Annotated in this window: 14 protein-coding genes; 12 read left to right on the plus strand and 2 right to left on the minus strand. The window is 60.6% G+C overall.

Annotated elements, in window-relative coordinates; translation table 11 throughout:
- The 5 genes from JWQ61_RS15350 to JWQ61_RS15370 all read left to right on the plus strand — a co-directional run.
- Window positions 1-437: ABC transporter permease (locus JWQ61_RS15350; protein WP_304361294.1), on the plus strand; the 437-nt coding region annotated here is incomplete at its 5' end.
- Between the two features lie 9 nt (window positions 438-446).
- On the plus strand, window positions 447-1,454 hold the full coding sequence (locus JWQ61_RS15355) for a LacI family DNA-binding transcriptional regulator (protein WP_304361295.1): 1,008 nt from the start codon (window positions 447-449) through the stop codon (window positions 1,452-1,454).
- A gap of 54 nt (window positions 1,455-1,508) precedes the next feature.
- The gene (rbsK, locus tag JWQ61_RS15360; protein WP_304361296.1) at window positions 1,509-2,423 is read left to right on the plus strand and encodes a ribokinase; all 915 of its coding nucleotides are present in this window, start codon (window positions 1,509-1,511) and stop codon (window positions 2,421-2,423) included.
- A gap of 1 nt (window position 2,424) precedes the next feature.
- Window positions 2,425-2,817 carry a D-ribose pyranase gene (gene rbsD / locus JWQ61_RS15365; RefSeq protein ID WP_304361297.1) on the plus strand — a complete coding sequence of 131 codons (393 nt, stop codon included), beginning with the start codon at window positions 2,425-2,427 and terminating at the stop codon, window positions 2,815-2,817.
- Between the two features lie 53 nt (window positions 2,818-2,870).
- Window positions 2,871-3,116, plus strand: a complete 246-nt coding sequence (locus JWQ61_RS15370) for a DUF3717 domain-containing protein (protein WP_304361298.1) — start codon at window positions 2,871-2,873, stop codon at window positions 3,114-3,116.
- On the opposite strand, the gene JWQ61_RS15375 is transcribed toward JWQ61_RS15370, so the two are convergent.
- Entirely contained in the window at window positions 3,113-4,630 is a 1,518-nt protein-coding gene (locus tag JWQ61_RS15375) for a B12-binding domain-containing radical SAM protein (RefSeq protein WP_304361299.1), read from the minus strand. The genes JWQ61_RS15370 and JWQ61_RS15375 overlap by 4 nt on opposite strands.
- A gap of 207 nt (window positions 4,631-4,837) precedes the next feature.
- Between JWQ61_RS15375 and JWQ61_RS15380 the strand changes: the two genes are divergently transcribed.
- From JWQ61_RS15380 to phaP, 5 genes are all read left to right on the plus strand, one after another.
- Window positions 4,838-5,101 carry a type II toxin-antitoxin system HicA family toxin gene (locus tag JWQ61_RS15380; RefSeq protein ID WP_304361300.1) on the plus strand — a complete coding sequence of 88 codons (264 nt, stop codon included), beginning with the start codon at window positions 4,838-4,840 and terminating at the stop codon, window positions 5,099-5,101.
- Between the two features lies 1 nt (window position 5,102).
- Window positions 5,103-5,522 carry a type II toxin-antitoxin system HicB family antitoxin gene (locus JWQ61_RS15385; protein ID WP_304361301.1) on the plus strand — a complete coding sequence of 140 codons (420 nt, stop codon included), beginning with the start codon at window positions 5,103-5,105 and terminating at the stop codon, window positions 5,520-5,522.
- A 384-nt stretch (window positions 5,523-5,906) separates the two neighbouring features.
- Window positions 5,907-7,091 (plus strand): patatin-like phospholipase family protein, encoded by a 1,185-nt coding sequence (locus tag JWQ61_RS15390; RefSeq protein WP_304361302.1) that lies wholly within the window; start codon window positions 5,907-5,909, stop codon window positions 7,089-7,091.
- Complete coding sequence (locus JWQ61_RS15395; RefSeq protein WP_304361303.1) at window positions 7,091-7,882, plus strand: M15 family metallopeptidase; 792 nt, start codon at window positions 7,091-7,093, stop codon at window positions 7,880-7,882. The genes JWQ61_RS15390 and JWQ61_RS15395 overlap by 1 nt, the downstream gene beginning before the upstream one ends.
- 102 nt (window positions 7,883-7,984) lie before the next feature.
- Window positions 7,985-8,539 carry a TIGR01841 family phasin gene (gene phaP, locus JWQ61_RS15400; RefSeq protein WP_061541847.1) on the plus strand — a complete coding sequence of 185 codons (555 nt, stop codon included), beginning with the start codon at window positions 7,985-7,987 and terminating at the stop codon, window positions 8,537-8,539.
- Window positions 8,540-8,584: 45 nt separating this feature from the next.
- Here phaP and JWQ61_RS15405 read toward each other — a convergent pair whose 3' ends face one another.
- On the minus strand, window positions 8,585-9,499 hold the full coding sequence (locus JWQ61_RS15405; protein ID WP_304361304.1) for a LysR family transcriptional regulator: 915 nt from the start codon (window positions 9,497-9,499) through the stop codon (window positions 8,585-8,587).
- A 136-nt stretch (window positions 9,500-9,635) separates the two neighbouring features.
- Here JWQ61_RS15405 and JWQ61_RS15410 point away from each other — a divergent pair, with 136 nt between their 5' ends.
- Window positions 9,636-10,034 carry a DoxX family protein gene (locus tag JWQ61_RS15410; protein WP_304361305.1) on the plus strand — a complete coding sequence of 133 codons (399 nt, stop codon included), beginning with the start codon at window positions 9,636-9,638 and terminating at the stop codon, window positions 10,032-10,034.
- Between the two features lie 19 nt (window positions 10,035-10,053).
- A partial coding sequence (gene ygiD, locus JWQ61_RS15415) for a 4,5-DOPA dioxygenase extradiol (RefSeq protein WP_304361306.1) occupies window positions 10,054-10,846 on the plus strand: 793 nt, incomplete at its 3' end.

Below are 10,846 nucleotides of genomic sequence, written 5' to 3' on the forward strand. Positions count from 1 at the left end.
TCGTCGGCCACCTGGTATTGACCAAGACCGTGCTCGGGCGCCACTGGATCGGCATCGGCACCAATGAAGAAGCGGTGCGCCTGTCCGGCATCAATCCGCGTCCCAGCAAGGTGCTGGTGTTTGCGCTGATGGGTTTGCTGGCCGGCGTCGGCGCCTTGTTCCAGGTATCGCGGCTGGAAGCGGCCGATCCGAACGGCGGCGTCGGCATGGAGCTGCAAGTGATTGCGGCTGTCGTGATCGGCGGCACCAGCCTGATGGGCGGGCGCGGTTCGGTGATCAGCACGTTCATCGGCGTACTGATCATCTCGGTGCTGGAAGCCGGCCTGGCGCAGGTCGGCGTCAGCGAGCCGATGAAACGCATCATCACCGGGCTGGTGATTGTTGCAGCGGTAGTGCTGGATACCTATCGCCGCCGCGGCGAACGCTCCACACATTGAGCAAATAATATGGCAACCATCAAGGATGTAGCGCGCACGGCCGGGGTGTCGTACACCACGGTTTCGCACGTCCTGAACCAGACCCGGCCGGTCAGCGCCGACGCCCGGGCGCGGGTGCTGGCGGCGGTTGAGGCCATGGCCTACGTGCCGAGTGCTTTGGCGCGTTCTTTGAAAAGCAAGGCTACCGGCAGTATCGGCTTGATCATTCCGAACAACACCAATCCGTATTTTTCGGAAGTGGCGCGCGGCATCGAAGACAGCTGTTATGCGGCCGGCTACAGCGTCATCCTGTGCAATTCCGACGACGATCCGGCCAAGCAGCGCGATTATCTCAACGTGCTGCTGACCAAACGCTGCGACGGCCTGATCGTGGCCACGCTGGCGCAGACCGACGGCGAGCTGTTGCGCAAGATGAAGGTGCCGACCGTGCTGCTGGACCGGGCGCCGAAAGACATGGCGATCGACCTGGTGGCGGTCGACAACGCCGCCGGCGGCGCATTGGCGGCCGCGCATCTGCTGAGCCTGGGGCGGCGCCGCATCGCTTGCATCGGCGGCCCGCAAGACATCGCTATTTCGCGCGAGCGGATCGGTGGTTTGCGCCAGACATTGCTGGCTGCCGGCGTTATGCTGCCGGAGCCATTGCTGGCTTATGCCGATTTCACCAGCGCGGGTGGTTACCTGGCGGCGCGCAGCCTGCTGGCGCGCTTTGCATCTGTACCTTCGCAAGCCCCGGATGCGATTTTCTGCTGCAACGACCTGATGGCGATCGGCGCCTTGCGTGCCGCGGCAGAACTGGGCATCGCGGTGCCGGAGACGTTGGCGGTGGTGGGTTTCGATGATATCGACCTGGCGCAGTTCGTCCATCCGACCTTGACCAGCGTGGCGCAGAATACGCGCCGGCTCGGACAGCTCACCGCCGAATGTCTGCTGCAGCGGATCGCCACGCCCGACCGTCCTTTGCAGCGGCTGTCGATTGCGCCTGAACTGCATATACGCGGTTCGACCGTGGTGTCATGATGGCGTGAATTTTAGTCATCCCTTTTTAGTAGCCTTTATTTTCAAGACCACACAATGATCGTCATCATCGGCAGTATCAATATGGACCTGGTGCTCAATGTGCCGCGCATGCCGCTCCCCGGCGAAACTTTGTCCGGCGGACGTTTCCAGACCATCTCGGGCGGCAAGGGCGCGAACCAGGCGGTCGCTTGCGCGCGTCTCAGCGACGATAGCGTGAAAGTGGCGATGGTCGCCTGCCTCGGCGACGACGCTTTCGGTACGGAACTGCGGGCTGCCTTGCGCAACGACGGCATCGACGACAGCCATATCAGCACAATAGTAGGAGAAGCTTCAGGCGTGGCTTCGATCCTGGTCGACGCCAGCGGCCAGAACAGCATCGTGCTGGCGGCCGGCGCCAACGACGCGCTGAGCCCGGCGCATATCGATGCCGCGCGCAGCCTGATCGAACAGGCGCGTATCGTCGTCCTGCAGCTGGAAACGCCGCTGGCAACGGTGATCCATGCGATCAAGCTGGCGCATCAGCTGGGCAAGACCGTGGTGCTGAATCCGGCGCCGGCGCAAGCCTTGCCGGCCGCTCTGCTGGCGCAGGTGGATTACCTGATCCCGAATGAAATCGAGGCGGCCATGCTGGCCGGCCTCAACGCCGCCAGCCTGGATAACGACGCCGCCATCGAAGCAGCAGTCGCCAAGTTGCGCGCCGCTGGCAGCAGCAATGTGCTGGTCACGCTGGGCGAAAAGGGCGTCTATGCGGCGCTGTCGTCCGGCTCAGTCCATTTTGCCGCGCAGCCGACCAAGGCGGTCGACACCACCGCTGCCGGCGACACCTTCATTGGCGGTTTTGTCGCAGCGCTGGCCGAAGGCCGCAGCGAAGCCGACGCTATCGCCTTCGGCCAGCGCGCGGCAGCCCTGAGCGTGGCGCGCGTCGGCGCGCAAACCTCGATTCCCTATCGCAGTGAACTGGAGGCTTGAGATGAAAAAAAGCCCATTGCTGAATATCGCCCTGTCGCAACTGATCGCATCGCTGGGCCACGGCGAAAGCATAGTGATCGGCGATGCCGGCTTGCCGGTGCCGCCCGGCGTGCCGCTGATCGACCTGGCGCTGACGCGCGGCGTGCCCGGCTTCATGGATACCTTGCAAACGATATTGACGGAAATGCAGGTGGAGCACCATGTGCTGGCCGAAGAACTGCCGTTGCACAGCCCGCAGCTGGCGCAGCAGATCGAGGCGCTCGGCCTGGTCGACAAGCGCACTTTGTCGCATGCCGATTTCAAGCGCATGACGCACAGCGCGAAAGCCGTTATCCGTACCGGCGAGTTCACGCCGTACGCCAACATCATCCTGGTTGCCGGCGTGGTATTTTGATAATATTTTGGCCGCAAATCTGACAAGCCGCTCGTGGCAGGTACAATAAAGCCATGAATATCTCATTGCCCGAACTGGAACAAGCCATCAATTACTGGCGTCTGCAACGGCCTGCGGTAGGGGAAGAATGCGCACTGTCGCCTGAGGTGAATGCGCTCGCCAACGTGTATGCCCTGATGATCATCAACCATAGCAGCAGCGTGGCGCTGGCCTCCATGGACAGCGTGGCGCAGCAGCTGATCGGCGCCTGGCGCCAGCACATGCTGGATCTCAGCACCGCCGCCAGATCAGTGGGTTAAGTGTGGACTAAGTGGCGCGCCTGGCGTTTGGGGGCGGCTGCAGCGTCGGGTTTTGCCATGAGCTGCGGCATGTCAGCCTGCTTGGCTGGTTTGCCTGCATAGTCGGTGCTGAGCACGGCATTGACCGCATTTTCCGCCATCCCTTGCAAATGCAGCCACTGGCCGACCAGGCCTGCCAGGCGGTCCAGTGCGATCCGGTGGGTGGCGTCGGTCTTGCCGTATAGCCAGTCCGAAAACGCCATGAAGCTGGCGAACGGAGTATCGCCCAGCAAGATCGGTAGCGTGTGCGCGAAGCGTCCTGAATTGGCGACCAGGTCCCAGTAGCGGGAAAACCGTTGCAGGCGCTGCATGGTGGGAAAGTCGATCAGGCTGGTGGCGAGGATGGTGTAGGGCGGGTGCGGATCGAAGATCAGGCCGTAAGGCTCGGTATGGCGGATGATCGGCGTGCCGCGCAAGCGTTTCAGGATGCCGAACTGGATTTCATGCGGCTGCAGCGCCACCAGGCGGTCGAAACCGCGGGCGAAACTGGCGACATCTTCACCCGGCAGACCGGCGATCAGGTCGACGTGCAGATGCGCCTGCGATTGCTGGATCAGCCAGCGGATATTCTCCGCCGCTTTCTCGTTATTCTGCTTGCGGCTTACCAGCGCTTGCACTTCCGGGTTGAAACTCTGGATGCCGATTTCGAATTGCAGCGCGCCAGGCGGAAATTGCGCAATCGACTCCTTCAAGGCATCCGGCAAATGATCGGGCACCAGCTCGAAGTGGGCAAACACCGGATCGTCAGGATTGGCCGCCAGCTTGTCGAGGAAGAACTGCAAGATCTTCAAGCTGGTTTTGACGTTCAGGTTGAAGGTACGGTCGACGAATTTGAACAGCCGCGCGCCGCGCGCATATAGCGACTCCATCTCTGCCAGGAAACTGTCGAGCGCAAACGGCCACGCCGTCTTGTCCAGCGCCGACAGGCAGAATTCGCATTTGAACGGACAACCGCGCGACGCTTCCACATACAAGGTGCGGTGGGCGATGTCATGGTCGCTGTACAAGCCATACGGCAGGACGATATCGGCCATGGGCGGCTGCACCCCGACATGCACCTTCATCAGCGGCTTCGGGCCATTTAGAATCTGCCGGCACAGCTGCGGCAGGGTGACGTCGCCCCAGCCGGTAACCAGGTAATCGGCGAGCTGGACGATCTGCTGCTCGGCCGATTCGTAGGACACTTCCGGTCCGCCCAGGACAATCACCATGTCGGGCGCCACCCGTTTCAGCATCGCCACCACCTTGGTGGTTTCCTCGATATTCCAGATATACACGCCGAAGCCGACGATGGTAGTGCCCGTTCCGGCTTTATGCGCCAGCAGCTTTTCGACAATGTCGGTGGTCTTGGCGCCGATGACGAATTCATGCAGCTGCGTGGCCTCGCGCAAATCCCCCATGTTCGCCTGCAGATAGCGCAGCCCAAGTGAAGCGTGGGAATAACGCGCGTTGAGCGTGGACAGCAGGATGGTCATGGCGGGCTAACGAAAGGATTGGCGGCAGAAATTGCGGAATGCGCCATTTTACGCTTGTGAACCGGCACGGCCCAGGTTTTAGGGAATTTGCCAAATTGACATGGTTGGCCTTGTTCGTGAGTATCGAGATAAGTCATCGTGAACAGCATGCCATTTTTATGCAACTAATTTTCAGTTGCAATTTTCGAGAAAGGACAGGATAATCAAATGACTCAAGCCGATAAATTGCGCAACCGGGCTGCTGCCGTTCCTGCAGACTTTACATGGCAAGAACTGGTCAGCCTGCTCAATTCGTACGGGTTTATCGAGTTTTCTGACAAGGGCGGCTCTTATCGATGTTTTAAAACCGCAACGGGTCTTAAGATTTTTGTGCACAAGCCCCATCCAGGCAATATCGTGAAAAGATATTTATTGTTAAAAGTAAACGGCAAGCTGAAAGAGTACGGTTTGACGAATCCCAGCGAGGAATGAAATGAGCGACAAAATACTCAGCCATAAAAGTTATTCAGGTTCTATCGAGGTCAGCATCGAGGATGGCTGCCTGCACGGTGAGATATTGTTTATCAATGATCTTGTAAGCTACGAAGCGGAAAACGTCAGGGAGCTGCAAACGGCATTTGCAGAAGCGGTGGATTTCTATCTGGACAAGTGCCGGCGCGCAGGCCTGGAACCGGACAAGCCCTGCAGCGGCACGTTCAACGTGCGTCTGACGCCTGAACTGCATCGCAACGCCAGCCTGGCGGCGGCAAGGAAAGGGCAGTCCCTGAACGATTTCGTGAAAGAATGCGTCAGCGATGGCGTGTCGGCAACGGCCGGCAAAGATCCCGGCTCTACGCCAGGCCGCGGCCACCTGCGTCAAGTACCTGCCAAGCCTCAGCGCAGCGCCAGGTAAGGAAAATGCGACTGCCGCCCCACCACGATCATGGCGTCGATGAGTGGTCAGGCGTCAAGCTGGATGTGGGCCACGTGGTGACCTTCCTTTTATCAATTGCATGACTTTTTGGATAAGCAGCATCATGGCGCAATACATTGTGGTCGGCCTGGAATTTGGCGTGGTGTTATTGGTAGGGCTGGCGATTTACATGATCAGGAAAAAATAGATCGAGCAGATATGAAAATGGCTGGCGCATTGTGCCAGCCTCGTTGCGCACCAAGCCCTTGTTTGTAACCGGCGCGGTCCAGCAATTGCTGGATTTGATGACATAGGGGGCGTACCGTCGCCTTCTGCTGCGATCGGTTAATATGATTGCTCTTCCCTACACAAGATGGGCGTCAAATGAGCAATGCAACCACTTCCAAAGCACGAATCCGTACTAAAACCAAAGCCGAGTCGGTCACCCCGCGGGTGGCGCTCGTATTGCAGGGCGGCGGTGCGCTAGGTGCTTATCAGGCCGGGGTTTATCATGCAATGCACGAGAACGGCCTGACCCCGGACTGGGTGGTGGGAACCTCGATCGGCGCCATCAATGCTGCGATCATCGCCGGCAACGAGCGAGACATGCGGCTGTCGCGCCTGAAGGAATTCTGGGAGCAGGTCGGCCATGGCGACCTGATGGACCTGGGCAAGGTCACCGACAGCGCGCGCCAGTTCAATACCTGGTGGACCACCACCGACGTCACCGCGCGCGGCGTGCCGGGATTTTTCTCGCCGCGCTCGCCGAATCCCTTCGTGCTGGGCTGGCCGGTGGCGGCCGAACAAGCCAGTTTTTACGATACCAGCCCGCTGGCCGAAACCCTGGCGCGCCTGGTCGACTTCAAGCACCTGAACGAGCCGGGCGGCATGCGCCTGACGGTCAGCGCGATGAAGGTGGCTTGCGGCAGCCTGGTCAACTTCGATTCGCGCGACCGGCCTATCGGCGTCGAACACATCATGGCCAGCGGCGCCTTGCCGCCCGGTTTTGCGCCGGTGCGGATAGACGGCGACCTGTACTGGGACGGCGGCCTGTATTCGAATACGCCGCTGGAAGTGGTGCTGGACGACGAATCCAGGACCGACATCGACGGCAACACCTTGTGCGTGATGGTCGATCTGTGGAGCGCCAACGGTCCCGAGCCGGTGACCCTGGACCAGATCACGAACCGCCAGAAAGACGTGACCTTTGCCTCCCGTTCGGAACGCCATATCGAAAACTACTTGCGCATGTATCAACTGCGGCGCGCCGCGCAAGCGCTGTACGACAAGCTGCCGCCGGCGCTGCGCAGCAAATCCGACCTCAAGGAATTCAAGGGTTTGCACGACAACAGCACAATCCACATCGTGCGCCTGCGCTACAGCGGCCACGACTGGAACATGCCGTCCAAGGACATCAATTTTTCGCGCGGCTCGATCGAGTGGCGCTGGGAGCAAGGTTACGCCGACGCCATGCAGGCCGCCGAGCGCGTCAAGGCCAACGGCGACACCTTCGGCGATTCCGACGCCGGCCTGGTGGTGCATGAACTGGTCATGCCGCCGGTGAGTTGATGGCGCCTGCTTCCGTGCTGCGGCGGTTGACCCTGGCGCTGCTGTTGGCCGGCATGACGGTCGGCGTCCAGGCTGGCGCCGCCGCTGCGGGACTGGACAGCCAGCAATGCGCGCTGCTCAAGCAGCATGTGCTGCAGCCCGGCGCGCCGGTCGACTGCCCGCAATTGCAGGTAGTCCGTTTCTCGTATCTCGACTTTGACCAGGTGCGCCATGACGACGGTGAGATCATGGTCATGGCGGCGGTCGCGCCGCAGGTCAAAGCGCTGTTCGACGAGCTGTTCAAACGCCGTTTCCCGCTTGCACAGGCCCGCCTGATGGAGCATTATCAAGGCAACGACGACGCCTCGATGGCGGACAATAATACCTCTGCTTTCAACGACAGGCCGATCACCGGCGGCGGAGCGGCGTCCTTGCATGCCTATGGTTTGGCGATCGATATCAATCCTTTGCAAAACCCGTATGTGCGGCGCGATGCACAAGGCCGGCTGGTTTACAGTCCGCCGGCCGGGCAGGCTTTCGGCGAGCGCATCGCCAGCCGGGCGGGAAGCAGCGAACAAGTTGTGGAACTATTCGCGCAACATGGTTTTCTGACCTGGGGTGGGGATTGGAGAAAGCCCATTGATTACCAGCATTTCCAGGTCAGCCGCAAGCTGGCCGAACGACTGGCCAAGCTGTCGGCGCCGCAGGCGCGCCAGCTGTTTGAAAGCACGGTGGTCGCCTACCGCGCCTGCCGTACCGGCCATGGCGGCAAGCCGAAAGACAGGAAGGTTTGCGCCGTCGCGGCGGGTTAGGACTGTTAGGTTTGGCAGGAGGCAGATTCACATTTTGCTTGTAGAATGTGCAATATTGCCATGTTGATAGCAAGAGATGATTTGTCCACACAGGAGAAGGCCATGTTTTCGTTTCATGAACAGTTTGCCGCAGCAACCAAAGCGCATTTCGAAGCCCAGTTGGCATTGCTCAATACCCTGACTACAAAAACCTTCGAGGGTGTTGAAAAGGTCATCGAACTCAACATCAGCGCGGCCAAGGCTTCGCTGGAAGAATCCGGCGGCGCCGCCAAGCAATTGCTGAGCGCCAAGGACCCGCAGGAATTCCTCAACATCTCGGCGGCCCAGGCCAAGCCGGGCGCCGAAAAAGCCGCAGCTTACGGCCGCCACCTGGCTAGCATCGCCTCCGGCACCCAGGCTGAGTACACGCGTGCGGCAGAAGCACAGGTGGCCGAAACCAGCCGCCGCATCAACGCCTTGATCGAAGAAGTCAGCAAGAACGCGCCTGCCGGTTCGGAAAACGCGATCTCTATCCTGAAATCGGTGATCAGCAACGCCAATGCCGGTTATGAGCAGCTGACCAAGAACGCCAAGCAGGCAGTCGAAACTCTGGAAGCCAACCTCAACAATGCCGGCGCGCAGCTGACCAAGGCCGCTACGCCGCGCAGCAAGAAGTAAGCACCTGCTTACTCGCTCACCAAAGGCCGCGGATGCGGCCTTTTTTCATATTGGCAGATCGCGGTCCCAGGCCGGCACTTCACCGAATTGCTGCGCCAGGAAATCGACGAAGGTGCGCACCTTGGCCGAGAGGTGCTGGCGGCTCGGATACACCGCGTGCACCGCCAGCGCATCGCCGTGGTAACCGGTCAGGACGGGCACCAGGCGGCCATCGCGGATGGCGTCGCCGATGATGAAGGTCGGTTGCCTGATGACGCCCATGCCGGCCAGCGCCGCCGCCATCAGCAGGTCGCCGTTATTGCAATGCAAGCCGCCGCCGACGCGCACCGTATGGACCTTGCCGTCGCGTTGCAGGCGCCATTCATTGTCCGGCAACGTATAGGCATAGGTCAGGCAGGTATGCCGCGCCAGGTCGTCGGGATGCTGCGGCACGCCGTGCTGTTCCAGGTAGGCCGGGGCAGCGCAGGTCAGTACATGCGCCTTGGCCAGCTTGCGCATCACCAGGCTGGAGTTTTGCAGCTTGCCGATGCGGATCGCGAGGTCGAAACCTTCTTCGACCAGGTCGACAATGCGGTCGGACAAGGTGACGTCCAGTTTCACGTTCGGGTAACGCTGTGCATACAGCGGCAGCAGCCGGCCCAGGTGGTTGACGGAGAAGGATACCGGCGCATTGATGCGCAGCACGCCGCTCGGGTTGGCGGCATGCATGCCGGCCGCCAGAGTGGCTTGTTCGAGATCGGCCAGCACCTGCTTGCAGCGCTCCAGGTAGGCGCTGCCGGTATCGGTCAGGCTCAGGCGGCGCGTGCTGCGGTTCAGCAGGCGCGCGCCCAGGTATTGCTCGAGGTCGGCGATATGCCGCGTCACCGACGGATTGGACAGGTTCAGGATCCGCGCCGCGCCCGACAAGCTGCCGGTTTCAGTCACTTTGACAAACACCTTCATCGCTTCGAACAGATTCATCGCAATGCCTTATTGTTTTGGAATTCGGAAATAATATTTCAATAAAACATGATTTTTCTTTTCATTGCAAGAATATATAGTCGGACACGGTCCATAAATTCCCCTGGCTTTAACCATTTCTTGTGAAAGTAATATCATGAACAACCCAAGCACCTACGCCGCTACCCTGCTCAGGCTGACCCTGGGCATCGCGCTGCTGGCCCATGCCTACCTGAAGACTTTTGTCTTCACCTTGCCGGGCGCAGCCGCTTTCTTCGCCAGCCAGGGTTTTCCGGCATGGTCGGTATATCCTGTGGTGGCGGTCGAAGTGCTGACCGGGATCGCCATGGTGCTGGGCCTGCAGGCCCGGATTGCCGCCGTGATTTCGCTGCCGGTGCTGCTGGGCGCCTTGTCGGTGCACGCCGGCAACGGCTGGGTGTTCACCAGCCCTAACGGCGGCTGGGAATATCCGGCCTTCATGGTGGTTACTGCAATTTCGGTGGCTTTGCTGGGCAACGGCGCATTTGCGCTGGGCAGCGGCAAAGCCGATAAATAAATTTCTGGAAGAGATCAAGATGAGCACAATTGCCACCCGCATGCCGGCGATTTTCTTCGGTCACGGCAGCCCGATGAATGCACTGGAAGATAACCGCTACACCGCAGCCTGGGCTGAACTTGGAGCCAGCGCCGCGCAGCTGAAACCGAAGGCGATCCTGTCGGTGTCGGCGCACTGGTACACGCGCGGCACCGGCGTCACCGCCATGACGCAGCCTAAGACCATCCATGATTTCGGCGGTTTTCCGCAGGCGCTGTTTGATGTGCGTTATCCGGCCCCGGGCGATCCGCAGCTGGCGGCGCAGGTGCGTGATCTGCTGGCGCCGGTGGCGGTCGCCATGGATCATTCATGGGGACTGGACCACGGCACCTGGTCGGTGCTGGTCAAGGCCCTCCCCAAGGCCGATGTGCCGGTGATCCAGCTGAGCATCGACGCCACCCAGCCGGCGCAGTTCCACTTTGACTTGGGACGCAAGCTTGCCGTGTTGCGCGAACAGGGCGTGCTCATTATTGGCAGCGGCGACGTGGTGCATAACCTGCGCCTGATGAACCGCAGCCAGGATGCGCCGGTGCATGGCTGGGCCCAGCGCTTCAACGACCACATACGCGAAAGCCTGGTGAGCGGCGACATGCAGGCGCTGATCGACTATGCCGACCAGGGCCAGGACGCGCAATTGTCGGTGCCGACGCCGGAGCATTACCTGCCGCTGCTGTACATTGCCGGCGCCAGACAGGACGGCGAGGCGATTTCGATTGCGGTGGATGGCATCGACATCGGCTCGGTCAGCATGCTGACCGCCGTGGTCGGTGCTG

Source organism: Collimonas fungivorans (assembly GCF_028292705.1).
GTDB lineage: Bacteria > Pseudomonadota > Gammaproteobacteria > Burkholderiales > Burkholderiaceae_D > Collimonas > Collimonas fungivorans_B.